Source organism: Exiguobacterium sp. KKT215, assembly GCF_055635335.1.
On the sequence record NZ_CM145756.1, the window covers coordinates 1,902,300 to 1,922,069 of the forward strand.

Here is a 19,770-nt window from a genome sequence, read left to right on the forward strand (position 1 = left end):
CGCTTATAGGTCGCGCGTCAGACAGATGCGGTCACGCAAGGCGAGCCCGTCCTCTTCGATTGGCGGATAACCGTGGTCCGGGAAGTAATCCCGCTCGACTGATTCAAAGCGGAAACCGGCTTGTTGATAGAAGCGCAACTGGACGATGCTCGAGTTGCCCGTACAGACGAGCATTTGCTTCGCCCCGCTGCTCTCGGCCCGACGAATCGCGTCTTGGAGCAGGCGTTGCCCGATCGTCTGGTTCTGTCGTTCCGGTTTGACGGCGATATTGACGAGCTCGATTAACGTCTCGCTGCGTTTGACGAGCATGTACGCCCCGACACGTTCCCCGCCGAGCGTGGCCTCATATGTCGTCCCGGCTTTGTATTGATCGCGGACCATCGTTTCATTCGGGTTGGCCAGGACGAGCAAGTCACGGACGCGGTCGTAAGACCCGTTGATTCCAATTTGCAAGTCCGGCTTCACTTCAGGGGTCGCGCCCTTGGCGATGACGTAATGCTTCACCACGTCCTTGACGAACGTCTCGCTCCCCGCGAGAACGGACGTCTTCCCGTCATAACGGACCGGCTCCCCATAAATCGAGACGACCCGTCCCCCGACTTCTTCGACGAGCAGTTTACCGGCAGCATAGTCCCACGGCATATTGCGCATCGTGATATACCCGTCGACTCGTCCCGCTGCGAGCCAGGCGAGTTCGAGCGAGGCGGCCCCATGCGCCCGCGTGCCGACGGAATCGCGCACAATCGGCGCGAGCACTTCCGGTGCAATTTGCTGATTCGGCGTCACCCATGTCGCGTTCATACTGAGGAAAGCATCCCGGACGTGGTGCTCTTTGATGGTCGGGAGTTTCCGGCCGTTCAGCGTCGTCCCGACGCCACGGCGTGCGACGAACAGCTCATCCGCCATCACATCGTAAACGAAGCCGTACTCGACGACCCCATCGACCATGATGGCAATCGAGATGGCGAACATCCGCTTTTGATGGATGAAGTTCAATGTGCCGTCAATCGGGTCGACGAACCAGACCGTTCCCGACAAATCATCCGGTTCCGTCGAGATACCCTCTTCCCCGATAATATGATGCTCGGGATACGACTCACGAATCCGGTCGACAATCAACTGTTCGACGGCCCGATCGATTTCCGTGACCAAATCACCTTTCCCCGTCTTGCGTTCGATTCGATAGCTCTCGTCAATCTGTAAGCGGATATACTCCCCTGCCTGTTTTATCAAGTCAATCGCGAACCATTCCAACATGTTTATCACCTCTATTATGTATTGTACCAAACAAAAACCAGTATCCGCATGGAATACTGGTTGAATGGGTGGTTGTGGGTCAGGCTTCGAGACGCAATAGTTCTTGGCGATATTTCTCTAACCGATGCTTGCTAGCCTGGACAGTGGCATCATCTTGTGACGCCATTGCATCGAAGAGCGTTGCCAATTCATAATCAATCTCTAAGCGCAGCACCGGAATCCGTTTTTCTGCGTCTTTTCTTTTGAATGCCTCGATCACTTGTTTCATGAGATGCCACACTCCTTTAGTTGGGCTACAAGTTACGGTTTAGTAAGTTGAATTGAGTATATCAGATGGGATTCAAAAAAGAAAGAGAATTGTCTGACTATTTTGAATTTTTTATCTTAGTGAGTATATTCCCATTTCAACTAAGCCTAAACCTGATTGAACTGTTAATGATATGTACCCTATTTATTAGAGAAATAACAAAAAAAGCATGAGAAAACGGTTACGTCCTCCCATGCTTTCCAGCAGTTACAACTTTATAATCTTTGCATTTGATTTTAGGGCCGCTTGGACCGTACGATAGGTAGAGTATCCGGTCTGCTCATCGTGAACGGCACTCAGCTGTTTCTCTTCTGACTTCGACGTCACGATTTGTTTGAACGACCGATACGCGTCCAAAAACGACTCCCGGTCGACACCGCCTTCATTGGCCAAGGCGACTTGGTTATAGAACTCGACGACTTCAATCAGTTCATCTGTCGTCCAGTCCGGATTAATCGGATAGTTAATTTGCATATTCTTCACCTCGACAACCATTGTATCAACAAAAAAAACTATTGCAAGTTGGGATAGAAATCACTATAGTTTTTTTGTTGCATTGTTTTTGAATCGAAATGTTCAGATTGCCCAAAGCTTGAAACCAAACCGACAACCCATATACACACTGTTATCAAGGAGGACTTACTATTGAAACTTAAAGGTGCTACACAGCTCGAGACACCGCTCTTTGACACGTTGCTCACGCACGTGGATACGAACCCGATCGCGTTCCATATCCCTGGCCATAAAGGCGGAAAAGGGATGGACCCTCAATTCCGTGACTTCATCGGCGAAAACGCCTTGAAGATCGATTTGATCAACATCGCCCCGCTCGATGATCTCCATCATCCGAAAGCGTCGATTGCCGAGGCCGAGCGCCTCGCTGCCGAGGCGTTCCGTGCCGACGAGACGTTCTTCTCGGTCCAAGGGACGTCGAGTGCCATCATGGCGATGATCATGGGCGTCGTCGGTCCGAACGAGAAAATCATCGTTCCCCGGAACGTGCATAAATCCGTCATGTCCGCCCTCATCTTGACCGGGGCCCACCCGGTCTTCATCCATCCGGAATATGATGAGACGTACGGGATTGCCCACGGGATCACAGCAAGCGCCGTCGAACGCGCCCTCGAGATGCACCCGGACACGAAAGCAGTCCTCGTCATCAACCCGACCTACTTCGGCATCGCTGGTGACTTAGAGCGCATCGTCGCCGTCGCCCATGCGCAAGACGTACCGGTCCTCGTTGATGAGGCACACGGTGTCCACTTGCCGTTCCACGACGAGCTCCCGCTCTCGGCGATGCAAGCCGGAGCGGACGTCGCGGCCACGAGCGTACACAAGCTCGGCGGCTCGATGACGGGAAGTTCGATTTTGAACGTCCGTCGCGGTCTCGTCTCCCCGGAACGGATTCACGCAATGTTGTCGATGATTACGACGACATCGACGTCTTACCTCCTCCTCGCGTCGCTCGACGCGGCCCGTCGTCAATTGGCGACGAAAGGAGAAGCGATGAACGAACGTGCCCTCACGCTCGCACGTACGGCTCGTACGGCCATCGACAATATGCCGCACTTATCGGTATACGGTCACGCCGAACTCCATTCAGAGTCGACGTACGCGCTCGACGAGACGAAAATCCTCGTCTCTGTCCGTGAGCTCGGGATCACCGGCTTTGAAGTCGAGAAGTATTTGCGTGAGACGCATCGCATCGAAGTCGAGATGTCAGATTTGTTGAACGTACTGTTCATCGTGACGAGCGCCGACGACGAGTCGACGATTCAAGCGTTGATTGACGGTATGCGTGACGTCGTATCGGTTTACGATCAGTCAGGAAACGATTCACTATCGATCATGCTCCCTGAGATTCCACCGCTTGCACTCAGCCCGCGTGACGCGTTCTACGAGGAGACGGAGACGATTCCGCTCGAGAACGCCGTCGGACGCATCTCGGCCGAGTTCATCATGGTGTATCCACCAGGAATCCCGATCATCATCCCGGGAGAACTGATCACGACTTCGACGCTCGACTATATCATGGCGAACATCGAGGCCGGTCTTCCCGTCCAAGGACTTGAAGATGAATCGCTTCAAATGATTAAAGTCATCCAACAGACAAAAGCCATCCGTTAAGACGAAAGCGAGCCGGTCCATATGGACCGGCTCGCTTTGTGTCATCAAAAGAAAAGGTAGCTTATGATGATCGAATTGCTTCCCCTACGTACCATTATAAGAAAACGCTTACATTTTTTCAAGGGTAGAATTTGAAGAATGTTCTTCTTTCCCACTTTCGTCCAGACAGAGGCGTAGGAATTCGGCAACGTGGTCCGTATCGCGTAGCGCAATCCCGAGCATCGGATACAGTTGTCTCGGTTCTTCGAGCGCATGGATGTCAAGAAGGGCAGACTGCCCGGTCTGCATACAGACGACGAGCACTTTTCCCATGAATTGATGCGTATACACAAAGCCGAAATCATAACGTGACGTCTCGGTCTCGATTCCCGTGAAGCGGACACGGCTCGTCTCAGAGACGGTATATAACAATTCTTCATCGAACGCCATCATCGTTCCCTCCTTTCTCACTTCATTCCTTATTTTCCTTTATACTGAACGTACGAAACATAAGGAGGACGACTTATGAAGATTAGAAAAGCGAACGAACAAGATTGCGACGAACTGGTGCGACTCATGCGGCAATTATGGCCAGACGCGCCTGAAGCCGAACTGATCCCTGAAGTGCGGCTCGGGATTCGTTCCGGCAAGATGCACTATTTTATCGCGGAAACGGATGAAGCGGTCGGCTTTTGCCAGCTCAGCTTCCGTCATGACTACGTCCCCGGAACGACCGCTTCCCCGACCGCCTTTTTAGAAGGAATTTACGTCGTTGCATCCGTGCGACAGCAAGACGTGGCGACACGGCTCGTCGAAGCCGCCTCCGCCTACGCCCGGTCGAAAGGATGTGACGAGCTCGGCTCCGATACGGAAGTCGAGAACGACGGTAGCCAACGGTTCCATGAACGCATCGGCTTCCGAGAAGTCGAACGGACCGTCCATTACGTAAAAAAGCTCTCTCGCGAGTAAGCGAGAGAGCTTTTGACTTATTTAACGACGTGGATTGGCATACCCATTGCGATTTCTGCCGCTTCCATTGCCATCTCACCGAGTGATGGGTGAGCGTGGATTGTAAGCGCGATATCTTCTGCAGTCATGCCTGCTTCGATGGCGAGACCAAGTTCGGCAATCATATCTGAAGCGCCAGTTCCCGCGATTTGAGCACCGATCAAGAGACCGTCCTCTTTACGCGTGATGAGCTTCATGAAGCCGTCTGGCTCGTCAAGAGCGAGGGCACGGCCGTTCGCTGCGAATGGGAATTTCGATACTGTGATCTCAAGTCCTTCTTCTTTTGCGAGTGGCTCTGTGTAACCGACTGTTGCAAGTTCAGGGTCAGTGAAGACGACCGCTGGGATTGCTGAGTAGTCGAGGTAAGCTGGCTTACCGGCAGCTGCCTCCGCTGCGACTTTCGCTTCGTAAGAAGCTTTGTGCGCGAGCGGTGGTCCTGGTACGATGTCGCCGATTGCGTAGATGTTTTCGTTCGACGTTTTGCACTGGTCGTCGATTTCGATGATGCCGCGGTCGCTGATTTTAACTTCCGCGTTTTCGAGACCGATGTCGCCAGTGTTTGGACGACGGCCGACTGTGACGAGGACGTAGTCCGCTTCAACAGACTGCTCTTCGCCGTTCACTTCAAACTTAACTGTTACGCCGTCTTCTGTTTCCTCGACGCCTTTTGCAAGAGCGTTCGTGTGAATCGTGACGTTGCCTTTTTGTTTGAGTTTCTTTTTGACGATTTGCGTCATTTGTGGCTCGAAGCCAGACAAGATGTCGCTTGCGCCTTCAACGACGACGACTTCTGTATCGAAGTTCGCGTACGCTGTGCCGAGCTCCATACCGATGTATCCGCCGCCGATGACGACGAGTTTCTTCGGTACTTCAGGAAGAGCCAATGCGCCAGTTGAAGAAAGGACGCGTTTTGACCATTTGAACGATGGAATCTCGATAGGTGTTGAACCAGTCGCGATGATCGCTTTTTTGAACTTGTAAGGAGTCGAGCTATCTTCTGTGATGACACGTACTGTGTCTTCAGATGCGAAGAAAGCTTCACCTTGAACGATTTCAATCTTGTTACCTTTCAAAAGGCCTTTGACGCCGCCAGTCAATTTGTTGACGACCGACTGTTTCCAGTCTTGGACTTTTGTGAAGTCGACTGACACGTTATCAGACGTGATCCCCATTGAAGAGTGACCTTTAGCGTGCTGGAAGTTGTGACCAGCAGTGATCAATGCTTTCGATGGGATACAACCGACGTTCAAGCAGACGCCACCAAAGTTTCCTTTTTCGACGATTGTGACTTTAAGGCCGAGTTGTGCGCCACGGATGGCTGCGACGTATCCACCAGGACCGGCGCCGATGACAAGCAAATCAGTTTCTTGTGCGAATTCTCCTACTACCATGTTCTTATCCCTCCATCATTAGAAGTGCTGGATCTTGAAGCAAGCGTTTCACCATGTTGAGTGCGTTTTGAGCTGTTGCACCGTCGATGAGGCGGTGGTCAAAGCTGAATGAAAGCGCGAGGACTGGAGCCGCGACGATTTCACCGTCTTTGACGACAGCTTTTTCAGCGATGCGGCCGATACCGAGAATTGCAACTTCTGGGTGGTTGATGACAGGTGTGAACCATTGTCCACCAGCTGAACCGATGTTCGTGATTGTGATCGATCCGCCTTTCATGTCGTCCCCAGCAAGTTTGCCTTCACGTGCTTTACCGGCAAGCTCATTGATGTTTGTAGCGAGTGCATAGATTGATTTACGGTCCGCTTCTTTGACGACAGGAACAACGAGACCGTTGTCCGTATCAGCAGCGATACCGATGTTGTAGTAGTTTTTGTAGACGATTTCTTCGTTCACATCGTCGATTGACGCGTTGATCGCTGGGTAAGCTTTCGCTGCAGCAGTCAATGCTTTAACGACGAACGGCAAGTACGTGAGTTTCACGCCTTGGTCAGCAGCCACTTGTTTGAACTCTTTACGGAGTGCGACGAGTTTCGTGACGTCGACTTCGTCCATGAGTGTAACGTGTGGAGCTGTGTGCTTCGAGTTAACCATTGCTTTCGAGATCGCTTTACGGATACCACGGATTTTCTCACGCGTTTCGAGTTCAGGTGTTGCTGACTCGTAAGGTTTGATTTCCGTTTTCGCAGCCGCTGCTGGAGCTACAGATTCTGTTTTCTCTGTTGTAGCTTCTGCTGTTGGTGCTTCACCGTTTGCGAATGCATCGATGTCTTCTTTCAAGACGCGGCCGTTGTCGCCAGAACCTTGGACTTCACGGATGTCGACGCCTTTTTCACGAGCGTATTTGCGGATTGAAGGCATTGCGATGACGCGCTCCGATTTGTGAAGTTGAACTTCACGCGGGCCGTCTTCTTTCACGTCTTCTTTCACATCTTCAGTCTTCTCTTCAGCTTTAGGCTGTTCAGGAGCTGCTTCTTCTTCACCGGCTGGTGCGTCACCTTCGATATCGAACGTGATGAGGACGTCGCCGACGACCGCAACTGTACCTTCAGAGACTTTGACTTCTTTAACTGTTCCATCAACTGGAGCTGGAATCTCAACGACGGCTTTGTCGTTTTGTACTTCAAGAAGAATGTCATCTTCTTTTACTGTATCCCCTGCTTTTACGAACCACTTGACGATTTCACCTTCGTGAATTCCTTCACCGATGTCTGGTAATTTAAATTCAAATACTGCCACTGGTTTTTCCTCCCATCAATTAATCATGTAAACACAATGAGGGAGACAATTCTCCCTCATCGTTAAATGAACACGATCAGAAGTTGATAACTTCCTTAACTTTTGCAACGACATCTTTATGGTCAGGTAACCATGCGTCTTCCCCTTGTGCGAAAGCGAAGACCGTGTCTGGTGCAGTTACACGAAGCACTGGTGCCTCGAGGTGAAGAATTGCGCGTTCTTGAATTTCAGTTACGACGTTTGCCGCAATACCTGCTTGACGTTGTGCTTCTTGAACGACGATGGCGCGACCAGTCTTTTTGACTGATTCGACGATTGTGTCGATATCAAGCGGGCTAACTGTCATAAGGTCGATGACTTCGACGTTGATGTCTTCTTTCTCAAGCTCTTCTGCCGCTTTGAGTGACGTGTGGACCATTGCACCGTAAGTGATGATCGAAACGTCAGTTCCTTCGCGCTTCACGTCTGCTTTTCCAAGCTCGATCGTGTAGTCGCCTTCAGGAACTTCGCCACGGAATGAACGGTAAAGTTTCATGTGCTCGAGGAATACGACTGGGTCGTTGTCACGGATCGATGCGATCAAAAGACCTTTAGCATCGTAAGGCGTTGACGGGATGACGACTTTAAGACCAGGTGTCTGAGCCATCAAGCCTTCAAGGCTGTCCGCGTGAAGTTCTGGTGTTTTAACACCGCCACCGAATGGTGAACGGATTGTAACCGGTTGGCTGTAAGCGCCGCCTGAACGGTAACGCATACGTGCCATTTGAGCAGCGACCGAGTCGAAGACTTCGAAAACGAATCCGAAGAACTGAACTTCCATGATTGGACGGAAGCCTGTGAGACCAAGACCGATTGCAAGACCACCGATACCCGACTCAGCGAGTGGCGTATCGAAGACACGGTCTTCGCCGAACTCATCTTGAAGTCCTTCCGTCGCACGGAAGACCCCACCGTTTTTACCAACGTCTTCTCCGAAGAGAAGTACTTTCTCGTCGCGCTTCATTTCTACGCGCATCGCATCAGTAATCGCTTGGATCATTGTCATTTGAGCCATAACTTACTTCGACTCCTTTGCTGTATATTCTTCAAGCTGCTCTTTCAAGTTTGAAGGAAGTGTTTCGTACATGTTGTTGATGAAGTCCGAAACTTTTTGTTTTGGTTCTTTGTCGGCGAGGCTGATCGCTTCTTTCACGTCTGCTTTCGCTTGCTCGATGACTTCGTTTTCCATGTCTTCGTTCCAAAGCTTCTTGCCTTCGAGGAAGAGGCGGAAACGTACGAGCGGATCTTTCTCTTGGTACTCTGTATCGAGTTCTTTCGTACGGTAACGTGTTGGGTCATCCCCAGCGAGCGTATGTGGTCCGTAACGGTATGTGAGTGCTTCGATGAGCGTCGGAGTTCCATCAAGTGCGTCTTTACGCGCTTGTTGTGTTGCGGCGAGGACAGCAAGAACGTCCATTCCGTCAACTTGAATTCCGTTGATTCCCGCTGCGACAGCTTTTTGCGCGATCGTTTTAGCTGCAGTTTGCTTCTCAACAGGTGTCGAGATGGCGAAGCGGTTGTTTTGAACGACGAAGATGGCTGGTGATTTGAATGCACCTGCGAAGTTCAATCCTTCGTAGAAGTCACCTTGTGATGAACCACCGTCACCCGTGTAAGTAATGGCGACGTTTGTGTTGCCGTTGCGTTTGAGGCCCATTGCCACACCCGCAGTTTGAACGATTTGTGCCCCGATGATGATTTGCGGCATCAAGACGTTAACGTCTTCAGGAATACGGTTACCTGCGACGTGACCACGTGAGAACAAGAACGCTTGATAAAGCGGAAGTCCGTGGAATACGAGTTGCGGGATATCACGGTAGCCTGGAAGAATCCAGTCTTGTTTGTCGAGCGCATATTGCGTCCCGATCATCGTTGCTTCTTGACCAGCCACTGGCGCGTAGAAACCTAGGCGTCCTTGACGGTTGAGCGAGATGGCACGTTGGTCCCAGATTCGTGTATAAACCATGCGGCGCATAAGCTCCTGAAGTTGCTCGTCCGTTACATCTGGCATTGCGTCTTGGTTGACGACCTCGCCCTTCTCGTCGAGAATACGGAACGTTTGGAAGTTTTCTTCCACGTTTTGAAGTACCTGAACGTTGTTCATTCGTTTCACCTCATCCTTTCAACTATGAGACAATTGTCTTTTTTGTGATCAAACACTACCTCAAATCTTAAGTGTATCTGTCCAAAAAAGCAATCTGTATTAACGTGATTCAGGAAAGTTACACTTATCCTGCCGTTTCCTAGTCAGTATAAAACGGGTTGTTATAATAACGCAAAAAATATGCTCACTTTATAAAAACGCTTACATCAACACATCTTTTCCCTTATTTCGCCTCTGTATCATTTTCATTTCACCTTCTGTACCATCTAAGCGAAATGACTAATAAATATGATATAATTGGTCATATCGCAATGGGAAAGGAAGTTTTGCATGTTAACGATGAAAGATGTGATTCGTGAAGGAGACGAGCGGCTCCGCGCCCGCTCAATCGAAGTGCCGGTCCCACCGACGGCAGAAGACCTCGCGCTACTCGACGAGATGGAGACGTTCCTCGTCAATAGCCAGGATCCAGAGATGAGCGCGAAGTATGAACTTCGGGGCGGTGTCGGCATCGCCGCACCACAACTCGGCGTCAATCGCCGCTTTTTCACGGTCCTGCTCCACGAAGAAGAAGAGACGTTCAAACTATCCATCTTCAATCCGAAGATTACGAGCCACTCGGTCGAACAGACGTACTTGAATGGCGGTGAAGGCTGTCTATCTGTCGACCGTGTCGTCAAAGGCAACGTGCCCCGATACCGACGCATCACGATTGAAGGGTTCGACCGTGACGGCGCCCCGATTAAATTGCGGCTCCGCGGTATGCGCGCCATCGTCTGTCAACATGAGCTCGACCATTTAGATGGGGTGCTCTTTTACGACCGCATCAACACGACCAACCCGTTAGAGACCTACGGTGAGCCGATTTGAGGTGACGAGCTTGAAGAAAAAGGCACTGTTGTTAGTATTCCCATTTCTGTTTCTTTTAATCGGGGGATGTGTCCGAATCGAATATGATGCGACCGTCCACTACGACCAATCGGTCACGTTAGAGACGACGTATGCTTTCCGCGACCATCCGGTCATGAAGCTGCTCAATTTGCGGCTCGATTGGGATACATGGAAACAACAGGCGAATGAGAACGGATATGCGACACGTGACTACTCGAGTCAAGACGACTATGAAGGCATGGTGCTCAAGAAGACGTTCGACAACGTCGATGACCTCCAAAACATTAAAGAGGAGTGGAAGACCGGTCCGGCCGGTATCCTCGTTCCACCTGATATGAAGTTTGATGTCGACAAAGAAGATGGGATTTGGTTTGACTCATACGTCATGAACACGAACCTCGACCTGCGGCTCGACCGCGTCGATTTGCCAGGTCTGAATTTAAGCGGCTCCCCGAAACAACTGGCCGAACGTTACGTTCGTCAAGCCGATATCCGGTTCAATCTGACCGTGCCGACCGGGGTGTTCGTCGAAGACGGTACTGGACTCGATGTACGGTCGATGAAACATGTCGAGTGGCAAGTGTACGGTGGCCGTCAAAACAACATGACGCTCGTCGCCCACGTGCCGAACGTCAAGGCGTGGATTATCACAGGCGTCATCATCGTCGTCCTTGGCCTAGTCGCTTTCTTTGTTTGGCGGAAATATCGTCAAAACGTCGGTAATCCGGACAAGACGTCGATTCGTTCTCGCATCTTCGGCGGCTTCATCCTCGTCTTGACCCTCGCGTTGATGATCGTGACGATTCGAGAAGAGTTGACGACGGAACGGAAATCTGAGGCGATTCGCCAAGCGGCGCAGACGGACGAGTTCATCCCGACGTTCGCCGTTCACGGCTTGCTCGGGACCGACCGCACATTCCTCCGCTTCTCGCAGTATATGGAACAGCGTGGGCTGGCGAAAGATGGTGCCCTCTGTACCGTGACGGTGAAAGGCGCGGCCGATTGCGTCATCAATGACTACAGCTCGAACCGACCGATTGTCCGGATTGAATATGAGGATGCCGAGGCATCGCTCAACAACCAGACGAAGTGGTTGAATGCGGCGATCGAACGCTATAAACAGGAACGAAACCGTTCGTTCGACCGGATGTATTTGATCGGTCACAGCATGGGCGGTGTGGCGGCAGCGAACTATATCTTGAATCAAGACGAATACATCGTCGATAAGTTCGTGACGTATGATAGTCCGTTCGCCGGAACACGACTTGCCAACTTCGGTCTGTCCGCCAGTAATTTCGGGATCAATACCGGCAGTCCTGCCATCCGGGATTTGTCCCCGAGTTCTGACGGGTTGCAGGCGTTCCAAGAAAAACTTGAGACGTGGCCACGCTCCGTCCAAGTGTTCTCCTTCTCGGGACGCGGTGGCGAGTTCAACTTGATTGAGCCAGCGAGTTCGCTCTTGCTCGAAGAATATACGAACAACATCGAGACGGAAACCGTCCCATACGATCACTTCTCGCTCCACCGGAAGACAGACGTCCTCCGCGACACGGGCCGGTTCCTTTACGAGTTCACGAACGAATTCAATCCAGTCGAAACGAAATGATGAAAACCCGCCTTCACATATTATGAGGGCGGGTTTTGTTCGTCGTCATGTCGATGGTAGCCCGTCCACAACAAAGCCCACCTTCACAGGAAGGCGGGCTTGTGTCAGTAGGTCATCGTCCAAGTGAGTTTCTGGATCCAATAAATCACATACTTTCCGATTGGCAAATCGGTCTGAATCTCATCATAGGCGAGCGTATACGTTCCTTGCTCGTTGTTCCAGAGACGCTTGAAGTACCCGTCGACCTCGCGGATGAACGCTGTCTCCTCGGTCGTGACGACTTCGACATCCGCCTCCAAGTTGTAATCGTTCATGTTGCGGGTCGTATAGTTGCCCGACCCGATGACGACGACTCGACGGTCCCCTTCCACGTACAGCATCTTCGGGTGGTACTGCTCTTCGCCGACTTCGTACCACCGAATCTCGATTTGCTCCGGGTTCACCGTGTTCAATTCCGCGGCGACCGGCAAGTTCGGCAATCCTGACTTGTCGCGCCCGAACGCGTTCGTATTCGGGTCAAGAATCAGTTTGACGAAGACGCCGCGCTCGGCGGCCTCATGAATGGCTTGAATGATGTTTCGGTCGGCCAAGTAGAACATGCCGATCCAAATCGTCTCACCTGATTCCGCTTCTTCCATCGCCTTGATGACGGCGTCCTGAATCTTGGATTCCGTGACGTAGCGGATTTGCATCGGGCCTTCCGACGGCTCGTCGCGCAGATTCGCGAGTTTCTCCTCGCTCGGGAAACGTTCGGCATCCCCTTTCGAGAACGTCGCGATCGCTTCCTCCCCTTCGAGGATGTCCGCTAAAATTGGACCGTCGAGCCGGACGCCTACGTTCGAATGATAGCCGCTCGCATCGTGTGGGTTAGCCGATAAGACGAAGCCGTCATTCTCGGTCACCATCACTTTGCGGTGGTTCGCTTTCACGTTCAACAGCCGTAAATACGACCGGATCGTGATGTCCGGTGCCGATTTGGCCATCGGGTTCGGCAACCAGCCGTTCTGGCTGTCCCCGAACCATTGGAACCCGATCCGATACAGCGTCGAGTATAAGATGTTCGGGTCGCGGAGCACATCGAGGTTCGTGTAGACAATTTCCGCGCCCGCTTCCTTCAAGACGTCGAGATGATCGGACGCGTGTCCGTTATAAGTCGTATTGATTTCATCCGTGATTAAGACGACGTTCATGTCCGGATGGGCTTCCATCTGTTCGAGCAAAGCCGATGACAGTTTGGCCGTGATGTCCGGATATTGCCGGTCTTCATTCGAATATGGGTTGAATAAGAAAAAGTCCATGACGATATATTCCCGCGCCTCGCGGATTGACCGCTCGACGTCTTGAAAAATCTCTTGCTCGTTCACTTCCGTGTCTTCCCCTTGATACGTCAAATCAAATAAAAAATCGATTTGGTCATCCGAAATCGCGACCGGTTCCGACGCACGCGACACGCCGTCCGGCAACGGTTTGACTTGATGGTATACCATCGTGATGAGGAAGAGTAAGGCGAATGCGGCCAGGCCCCATTTCAACCAACCTTTCTTCCGTTTCTTGCGTTCCATCAGACACCATCTCCTTTATCTTTGTCCTCTAAAAAACGGGCTGTAGTCCCCTACAGCCCGCTCGTTCATACTTCCATGATGATCGGAAGAACCATTGGGTGTCTTCGTGTTTTTTGTGCCAAGTATGGCGTGAGTGTATCCGAGACGAGTTGTTTCAACTCCGACCACTTCATCTGTTTGTTCGACAACCCTTGCTCGACCGTCTTCTTGAGCAAGCGCTCGCCGTCACGAATCAAGCTGCCCGATTCGCGCATATAGACGAAGCCGCGTGAAATGATATCCGGACCTGAGACGAGTTTACGCGTCTTGCCGTCGATGCTGATGACGACGACGACGAGTCCGTCCTCTGAAAGGATGCGGCGATCGCGCAAAACGATATTGCCGATGTCCCCGATGCCGTTTCCGTCGACGTACACGGCGTTGGCCGAGATTTTCCCGGTGATGGCGGCCGAGTCGGCGTCGACGGCGAGCACTTCACCGTTATCCATGATGAAGCTGTTCTCTTTCGGGATGCCGACCGATTCGGCGAGTTCGGCGTGTTTCACCAACATGCGATACTCCCCGTGAATCGGCATGAAGAATTTCGGGTTGAGCAAGCGGATCATGAGCAATTGCTCTTGTTGCGACCCGTGACCCGACGTGTGGATGTTCGTCAATTTTCCGTAAACGACGTCCGCGCCGGCTTTATACAATTGGTCGATCGTTTTCCCGACCGAGATGGCGTTACCCGGAATCGGAGATGACGAGAAGATGACCGTGTCGCCAGGAATGATCGATACTTGACGGTGTGTTCCGTTGGCGATGCGGCTGAGCGCAGCCATCGGCTCACCTTGCGAACCGGTACAAAGAATCGCCACTTCATGCGGCTCGTAGTTCCGTAACTGATTCGCTTCGACGATCATGCCTTTCGGGACGTTGATGAAGCCGAGCTCTTGCCCGATCGTCATGACCTTGTCCATCGAACGGCCGAAGATGGCCAAATGACGGCCCGTCTCGGCACAAGCGTCGACGACTTGTTGCAGGCGATAAATGTTCGAGGCGAACGTCGCGAAGATGACGCGCCCTTCGGCTTTCCGGAACGTCTCACTGATCGTGCCGCCGACAACTTTTTCACTCATCGTGAAGCCTTCGACTTCTGCGTTCGTCGAATCGGACAAGAGGCAAAGCACGCCTTCTTTCCCGATGTCTGCCATCTTGGCAATGTCAGCCGGTTCGCCGACCGGTGTGAAGTCGAACTTAAAGTCACCGGTATGGACGATATTCCCTTGTGGCGTCTTCACGACGACACCGAGCGAGTTCGGAATCGAGTGAGTCGTGCGGAAGAACGAGATGCTCGTCTTTCTGAACTTGACGATGGCGTCCTCATCAATCTCATGCAGTTCCGCCTCGCGGAGCAACCCGTGCTCTTCGAGTTTCACTTTAATCAAGCCGAGCGCGAGTTTTGTCGCGTAAATCGGAAGCTTCACTTGCTTCAAGAGAAACGGGATGCCGCCGATATGGTCTTCGTGACCGTGGGTGATGAATACCCCTTTGACTTTGTCTTTGTTTTTAATCAAGTACGAGTAATCAGGGATCACGTAGTCGATTCCAAGCAAGTCATCCTCCGGGAACATGACGCCCGCATCGATGACGATGATTTCATCTTGGAATTGAACAACGTACGTGTTCTTCCCAATTTCTCCGAGTCCGCCTAGTGCGAACACAGCTGTTTGGTGGTTCTTTACAAACTTCATTTAATCTCTCCTTACTACAAGTAGTTGATGTTCATCTATGTGAAACATAAGTGATTCTCGCAATATAATTACGTTCCGTAAGATTCTTTCTTCATTATAGCTCATATTGTGACAATATTTCACTATTGACGTAAGATTGAGGGCGGTTTCTCGATTTCGTGTTATGCTTTTTAGTATACAACTGACTTAATCAAGACAGAGAAAGCATGGTGAAGAAAAATGGAAGATCAGAAAGTAGTCTTTTTTGACATCGATGGCACGTTGCTCCATGAAGGGTCGTACATTCCCCCTTCGACGATCGCGGCCATTCAGCAGCTACGCCACAACGGCGTCGAGACGTTCATCGCGACAGGGCGTGGCCCGGCGATGCTGTCTGATATCCCAGAACAGCTCGGCATCGACAGCTTTGTCTGCTACAACGGACAAATCGTCGTCCACCAAGGCGAGGTCGTCTATCGGAACACGTTGCCGACCGACGCGCTCCGTCGCTTGACCGAACATGCCGGCTCAAACGACCATACGCTCGTCTATCTCGGACAACACCGTGGCGGTGCCACGAAAGCGAACGACCATGTCGTCGAACAGTCACTCGGAGAACTTGATATGCCGATTCCGACATATGATCCGAATTTCCATATCGAACAGGCCGTCTATCAGACGCTCCTATATTGCGCGCCTGAAGAAGAACATCACTATTTGGATGCGTACGGCGAGTTTGATTTCATCCGCTGGCATCCGCACGCCATGGACGTCATCAATCGTGGCGCCAGTAAAGCCGACGGTATCCGTCACTTCATCGAGACGAACGGCTATCGGCTCGAGAACACGTACGCGTTCGGCGACGCCTTGAACGATTTGGCGATGCTTCAATACGTTGGAACGGGCATCGCAATGGGCAATGCCCGGGTCGAAGCGAAAGAAGTCGCCGACTTCGTGACGAAATCGATTCTCGAAGATGGAATCGAGTACGGCTTAAAATCAATGAAGCTCATTTAATGAAAAACGAGAGGCGCGCGCCTCTCGTTTTTTTATCTGGACCGAAGTGTGCGTTCGAGTCGATCCAAGTCCGTATCTTTCCCGATGATGATCAAGATGTCCTCTGGCAAAATCATCTCGTCGGCTTGCGGTGAGATGATGACGTCATCATTGCGGCGGACCGCGACGATGTTGACGCCGTATTTGGCGCGAAGGTCCAAATCGATGAGCGACTTGTTCGACAGTTTGTCCGACGCCTTGATTTCAACGATCGAGTGCTCGTTCGAGAGCTCGAGGTAGTCAAGGATGCTTTGGCTCATCAATCCGTTCGCAATCCGGATGCCCATGTCGCGCTCTGGGTGGACGATGTTATCGGCCCCGATGCGGCGCAGCACTTTCTCGTGATAATCATTCGTCGCCTTGACCGTGATGATTTGAACACCGAGCTCTTTTAAAATGAGTGTCGTCAAAATCGAGGCTTGAATGTTTTCACCGATGGCCACGATCACGTGTTCAAAGTTGCGAATGCCGAGACTTTTCAATACGTTCTCGTCGGTCGTGTCCGCGATGACCGCATGTGTCGCCAATCCCATAAACTCGTTGACGCGTTCTTCATCCGCATCAATCGCCAACACGTCATAACCGTTCGCCGATAGTTCCCGAACGATCGAGCCGCCAAACCGTCCTAATCCGATGACTGCAAATTCACCTGTCATAATTTCATACATCCCTTTCCTACGCTGTTTCTGTTCCCGATTCTTCGTACAGTGTAACCGATTCCCCTCAAAAAAACTATATAAAAAAAGACCGGAATATCCGGTCTTTACGCTTTACCACTCGAACGCTTTCCGCGTACATAGTCATTGTCGAACAAGAACAGGCGTAGCAAGAGATACAGCGCCGGTACGAGCAAGAGCAATCCGAGGATGAAGACGACGACGAGGGCGATGGCCATCGACTCGTTGACGACGCTTCCGTTGATGTCGATGTACGGATAAAGAATGTACGGCAAGTGCGTATATCCGTATCCGAACCAGGCCATAAAGAACTGACCCATGACCATCAAGAACGCGATGCCGTAGTTTCGCTTCATGTAGACGAGTGCAACGGCTACAGCGAAGAAGATGAAACTTGCAGCGAACCACCACCAGTTGCCCGCTAAGATGCTCTCATAATGCCAAGCTGCCTGCGACTTCAACCCGAAGAAGACGAGGCCCGACGCGACAATCGTCGGAACGCTCCAGAACAAGGCCCATTTTCGAACGAGTGGGACCGCCTGAGCGTCACGCGCCTTATCGGCATAGAACAAGAGGAACATGGCACTGATATAGAGCACCGACACGATTGCCAAGGTGACGACGGTCCAAGAGTAGAAGTTGGTGAACAACTTCATGCCGTCAAAAAAGACGCCCGACTCGGTCTCATTGATAAATCCACCTTGGCTGACGGTAAGAACGGTAGACATCGAGGCCGGGATTAACAGCCCAGTCGCCCCATATAAGAACATATAGAACGTGCTCTCTTTTGATCCATAGTTGGCAAACGCGTAGAAACTACCGCGAATCGCCAACAGAATCAACACGACCGAGGCCGGTACGAGAAGCGCCGTCCCGTAATAGTAAGCCGTATCTGGGAAAAACCCGACGATCCCGACGAAGAAGAAGACGAAGAACACGTTCGTCACTTCCCACGTCGGCGATAAATACCGTGCAATCAGACGGTTGATCTTTTGGTCCCGCTTCGTGTACTTACTATAGAAAGCGAAGAAGCCGGCACCGAAATCAATCGATGCGACGATGAGGTAGCCGTACAAAAACGTCCATAGTACGGCAATCCCTAATTCTTGAATCTGCATGTCATACCCTCCGATCACACTTCATCCGCGAACATCGCTTCACCGCGAAGCTCCGATTGTTTTAGTTCTTTCCCTACTGGGTTGTCTTTGAACAGACGAGTCAAGACGAGTACCGTGACCACGCCAAGAACTGCATACAGGATCGCAAAGGCGATAAGCATCCATCCTACGTTTGCCGATGTCGTCGCCGCTTCACTCGTGCGCATCAAATCATAGAGCGCCCAAGGCTGGCGACCGAACTCTGCGAAGAACCAACCGAACTCGATGGCCATCATCGCGAGCGGACCGCCTGCGGCGATGGCGATGAGCATCGGTTTACTGAATTGAGGCAGTCGCTTGATATACCGTCCGAGCACGAACAAGAACGAAATCAATGCCAGCAACATCCCAATCCCGACCATCGCATCAAACAGGTAGTGGATGAATAGTGGAGGTTGATCTTCTTTCGCAAATTCATCAAGACCGGTCACCTCGTAGTTCGGCACACCGCCCGCTAGGATTGACAAGGCGTACGGAATCTTCAAGGCGCCACGTACTTCGTAACCGCCCTCTCCGTCTTCCTCGAGCCATCCGCCTAGAATCAGCTCGGCCTCCGAGGAGGTTTCAAAATGCCACTCCGCAGCCGCCAATTTTTCCGGCTGGTACTTCGCCAAGTATTTACCTGAGAAGTCTCCGACGAGTGCAGTCGCAATCGCGAAGATGAGCGCGACGGTCATCGTCAAGCGAAGACCTTTTTTATGATACTCGATTGATAACTTGTCGAGTTGGTTCCGTCGCTGACGGAGCAACTGGACAGCGGCGATAGCAGCTAAAATGAACGCCGATGTCAGAATGGCCGACGTCAAGACGTGCGCCATTTTGGTCGGCATCGCCGGGCTGAACATCGCCTCGATTGGACTCACGTTGGCGAGTCGACCGTCGACAATATCAAATCCGACCGGCTGGTTCATGAAGCTGTTGACGGTCGTAATGAAGAACCCTGAGAACAAGGCACCGACCGCGACTGGAATCCCGACTAGCATATGGTGCCACGGGTTTTTAAATCGATCCCACGTGTACAAATAAATCCCGAGGAAGATCGCTTCAAAGAAGAAGGCGAACGTTTCCATGAACAGTGGAAGTGCGATCGTTTGACCGGCGACCCGCATGAGGTTCGGCCAAAGTAAAGACAGCTGGAGCCCGATTGCCGTACCTGTCACGACACCGACCGCTACTGTGACGACATATCCCCGTGACCACCGACGGGCCATCAAGGTGTATTTCGGATCTTTCTTTTTAATACCTAGAAACTCTGCCAATAAAATGAGTAATGGAACCCCGACGCCGATTGTGGCAAATATCACGTGGAAACCCAACGTGAGTGCCGTTAACGCCCGGCTCATCAGGACAGGATCTTGAAACATCTATTGATTACCTCCTATCTCTCTCTAGCGCTTTAAACCAATGTCTATCGCGCAACATCACAGATGATTTCCCTTGGATACCCTTATCATAATGATTTTATATAGCGCTGTAATGTTTCAATGCTTGAGTTCGCAAAATGTTCACATTTGAGCATGCTTAACAATATCGACGCTTTACAACTCTTACTTTTTTCCCAAATCTTTAACGGTTCACGCACAATTCTACACATTTCATA

General features: G+C 51.5%; 18 protein-coding genes. 5 read left to right on the forward strand and 13 right to left on the reverse strand.

Features of this window, described 5'->3' with window-relative positions; all coding sequences use genetic code 11:
• Window positions 1–3 precede the first annotated feature (3 nt).
• The 3 genes from ACZ2GZ_RS09895 to ACZ2GZ_RS09905 all read right to left on the reverse strand — a co-directional run bounded on the left by ACZ2GZ_RS09895 (window position 4) and on the right by ACZ2GZ_RS09905 (window position 2,038).
• On the reverse strand, window positions 4–1,257 hold the full coding sequence (locus tag ACZ2GZ_RS09895) for an inositol monophosphatase family protein (RefSeq protein WP_058763305.1): 1,254 nt from the start codon (window positions 1,255–1,257) through the stop codon (window positions 4–6).
• 79 nt (window positions 1,258–1,336) lie between these two features.
• On the reverse strand, window positions 1,337–1,525 hold the full coding sequence (locus ACZ2GZ_RS09900; RefSeq protein ID WP_015881266.1) for a hypothetical protein: 189 nt from the start codon (window positions 1,523–1,525) through the stop codon (window positions 1,337–1,339).
• A gap of 246 nt (window positions 1,526–1,771) precedes the next feature.
• Window positions 1,772–2,038 (reverse strand): UPF0223 family protein, encoded by a 267-nt coding sequence (locus ACZ2GZ_RS09905; protein ID WP_021067001.1) that lies wholly within the window; start codon window positions 2,036–2,038, stop codon window positions 1,772–1,774.
• A 171-nt stretch (window positions 2,039–2,209) separates the two neighbouring features.
• Here ACZ2GZ_RS09905 and ACZ2GZ_RS09910 point away from each other — a divergent pair, with 171 nt between their 5' ends.
• A complete protein-coding gene (locus tag ACZ2GZ_RS09910; RefSeq protein WP_029595757.1) occupies window positions 2,210–3,691 on the forward strand; it encodes an aminotransferase class I/II-fold pyridoxal phosphate-dependent enzyme in 1,482 nt (493 codons plus the stop codon).
• Between the two features lie 108 nt (window positions 3,692–3,799).
• Here the strand turns inward: ACZ2GZ_RS09910 and ACZ2GZ_RS09915 are convergent, their stop codons facing one another.
• Window positions 3,800–4,120 carry a DUF3055 domain-containing protein gene (locus ACZ2GZ_RS09915; protein WP_058763302.1) on the reverse strand — a complete coding sequence of 107 codons (321 nt, stop codon included), beginning with the start codon at window positions 4,118–4,120 and terminating at the stop codon, window positions 3,800–3,802.
• Window positions 4,121–4,195: 75 nt separating this feature from the next.
• On the opposite strand from ACZ2GZ_RS09915, the gene aac(6') reads away from it, so the two are divergent.
• Window positions 4,196–4,639, forward strand: a complete 444-nt coding sequence (gene aac(6'), locus ACZ2GZ_RS09920) for an aminoglycoside 6'-N-acetyltransferase (protein WP_470295202.1) — start codon at window positions 4,196–4,198, stop codon at window positions 4,637–4,639.
• Between the two features lie 17 nt (window positions 4,640–4,656).
• Here aac(6') and lpdA read toward each other — a convergent pair whose 3' ends face one another.
• The 4 genes from lpdA to pdhA all read right to left on the reverse strand — a co-directional run bounded on the left by lpdA (window position 4,657) and on the right by pdhA (window position 9,509).
• Entirely contained in the window at window positions 4,657–6,069 is a 1,413-nt protein-coding gene (gene lpdA, locus ACZ2GZ_RS09925; protein ID WP_021066997.1) for a dihydrolipoyl dehydrogenase, read from the reverse strand.
• A gap of 4 nt (window positions 6,070–6,073) precedes the next feature.
• On the reverse strand, window positions 6,074–7,366 hold the full coding sequence (locus tag ACZ2GZ_RS09930; RefSeq protein ID WP_021066996.1) for a dihydrolipoamide acetyltransferase family protein: 1,293 nt from the start codon (window positions 7,364–7,366) through the stop codon (window positions 6,074–6,076).
• Window positions 7,367–7,442: 76 nt separating this feature from the next.
• The gene (locus ACZ2GZ_RS09935; RefSeq protein WP_034777010.1) at window positions 7,443–8,420 is read right to left on the reverse strand and encodes an alpha-ketoacid dehydrogenase subunit beta; all 978 of its coding nucleotides are present in this window, start codon (window positions 8,418–8,420) and stop codon (window positions 7,443–7,445) included.
• Between the two features lie 3 nt (window positions 8,421–8,423).
• Window positions 8,424–9,509 (reverse strand): pyruvate dehydrogenase (acetyl-transferring) E1 component subunit alpha, encoded by a 1,086-nt coding sequence (gene pdhA / locus ACZ2GZ_RS09940; protein ID WP_214713858.1) that lies wholly within the window; start codon window positions 9,507–9,509, stop codon window positions 8,424–8,426.
• A gap of 330 nt (window positions 9,510–9,839) precedes the next feature.
• Here pdhA and def point away from each other — a divergent pair, with 330 nt between their 5' ends.
• Window positions 9,840–10,379 carry a peptide deformylase gene (gene def, locus ACZ2GZ_RS09945; protein WP_021066993.1) on the forward strand — a complete coding sequence of 180 codons (540 nt, stop codon included), beginning with the start codon at window positions 9,840–9,842 and terminating at the stop codon, window positions 10,377–10,379.
• 1 nt (window position 10,380) lies between these two features.
• Window positions 10,381–12,006 (forward strand): alpha/beta hydrolase, encoded by a 1,626-nt coding sequence (locus ACZ2GZ_RS09950; protein WP_031200155.1) that lies wholly within the window; start codon window positions 10,381–10,383, stop codon window positions 12,004–12,006.
• Between the two features lie 104 nt (window positions 12,007–12,110).
• On the opposite strand, the gene ACZ2GZ_RS09955 is transcribed toward ACZ2GZ_RS09950, so the two are convergent.
• Window positions 12,111–13,568 carry a phospholipase D family protein gene (locus tag ACZ2GZ_RS09955; RefSeq protein WP_214713860.1) on the reverse strand — a complete coding sequence of 486 codons (1,458 nt, stop codon included), beginning with the start codon at window positions 13,566–13,568 and terminating at the stop codon, window positions 12,111–12,113.
• Between the two features lie 65 nt (window positions 13,569–13,633).
• A complete protein-coding gene (rnjA, locus tag ACZ2GZ_RS09960) occupies window positions 13,634–15,301 on the reverse strand; it encodes a ribonuclease J1 (protein WP_021066990.1) in 1,668 nt (555 codons plus the stop codon).
• Between the two features lie 219 nt (window positions 15,302–15,520).
• Between rnjA and ACZ2GZ_RS09965 the strand changes: the two genes are divergently transcribed.
• Window positions 15,521–16,297 (forward strand): Cof-type HAD-IIB family hydrolase, encoded by a 777-nt coding sequence (locus tag ACZ2GZ_RS09965; protein WP_214713862.1) that lies wholly within the window; start codon window positions 15,521–15,523, stop codon window positions 16,295–16,297.
• Window positions 16,298–16,329: 32 nt separating this feature from the next.
• On the opposite strand, the gene ACZ2GZ_RS09970 is transcribed toward ACZ2GZ_RS09965, so the two are convergent.
• The 3 genes from ACZ2GZ_RS09970 to ACZ2GZ_RS09980 form a co-directional block, all read right to left on the reverse strand.
• On the reverse strand, window positions 16,330–16,992 hold the full coding sequence (locus tag ACZ2GZ_RS09970; RefSeq protein WP_029595762.1) for a potassium channel family protein: 663 nt from the start codon (window positions 16,990–16,992) through the stop codon (window positions 16,330–16,332).
• Between the two features lie 107 nt (window positions 16,993–17,099).
• The gene (locus ACZ2GZ_RS09975; RefSeq protein WP_021066987.1) at window positions 17,100–18,131 is read right to left on the reverse strand and encodes a cytochrome d ubiquinol oxidase subunit II; all 1,032 of its coding nucleotides are present in this window, start codon (window positions 18,129–18,131) and stop codon (window positions 17,100–17,102) included.
• 14 nt (window positions 18,132–18,145) lie between these two features.
• Window positions 18,146–19,534, reverse strand: coding sequence for a cytochrome ubiquinol oxidase subunit I (locus tag ACZ2GZ_RS09980; protein WP_131471125.1), 1,389 nt, complete (start codon window positions 19,532–19,534; stop codon window positions 18,146–18,148).
• Window positions 19,535–19,770: the final 236 nt, after the last annotated feature.

Excerpts from the sequence above, each read along its gene's own strand:
- ACZ2GZ_RS09895 (WP_058763305.1), bottom strand. The coding sequence starts at position 1,257 with ATGTTGGAATGGTTCGCGATTGACTTGATAAAACAGGCAGGGGAGTAT.
- ACZ2GZ_RS09900 (WP_015881266.1), bottom strand. The coding sequence starts at position 1,525 with ATGAAACAAGTGATCGAGGCATTCAAAAGAAAAGACGCAGAAAAACGG.
- ACZ2GZ_RS09905 (WP_021067001.1), bottom strand. The coding sequence starts at position 2,038 with ATGCAAATTAACTATCCGATTAATCCGGACTGGACGACAGATGAACTG.
- ACZ2GZ_RS09915 (WP_058763302.1), bottom strand. The coding sequence starts at position 4,120 with ATGGCGTTCGATGAAGAATTGTTATATACCGTCTCTGAGACGAGCCGT.
- lpdA (WP_021066997.1), bottom strand. The coding sequence starts at position 6,069 with ATGGTAGTAGGAGAATTCGCACAAGAAACTGATTTGCTTGTCATCGGC.
- ACZ2GZ_RS09935 (WP_034777010.1), bottom strand. The coding sequence starts at position 8,420 with ATGGCTCAAATGACAATGATCCAAGCGATTACTGATGCGATGCGCGTA.
- pdhA (WP_214713858.1), bottom strand. The coding sequence starts at position 9,509 with ATGAACAACGTTCAGGTACTTCAAAACGTGGAAGAAAACTTCCAAACG.
- def (WP_021066993.1), top strand. The coding sequence starts at position 9,840 with ATGTTAACGATGAAAGATGTGATTCGTGAAGGAGACGAGCGGCTCCGC.
- ACZ2GZ_RS09955 (WP_214713860.1), bottom strand. The coding sequence starts at position 13,568 with ATGGAACGCAAGAAACGGAAGAAAGGTTGGTTGAAATGGGGCCTGGCC.
- rnjA (WP_021066990.1), bottom strand. The coding sequence starts at position 15,301 with ATGAAGTTTGTAAAGAACCACCAAACAGCTGTGTTCGCACTAGGCGGA.
- ACZ2GZ_RS09965 (WP_214713862.1), top strand. The coding sequence starts at position 15,521 with ATGGAAGATCAGAAAGTAGTCTTTTTTGACATCGATGGCACGTTGCTC.
- ACZ2GZ_RS09970 (WP_029595762.1), bottom strand. The coding sequence starts at position 16,992 with ATGACAGGTGAATTTGCAGTCATCGGATTAGGACGGTTTGGCGGCTCG.
- ACZ2GZ_RS09975 (WP_021066987.1), bottom strand. The coding sequence starts at position 18,131 with ATGCAGATTCAAGAATTAGGGATTGCCGTACTATGGACGTTTTTGTAC.
- ACZ2GZ_RS09980 (WP_131471125.1), bottom strand. The coding sequence starts at position 19,534 with ATGTTTCAAGATCCTGTCCTGATGAGCCGGGCGTTAACGGCACTCACG.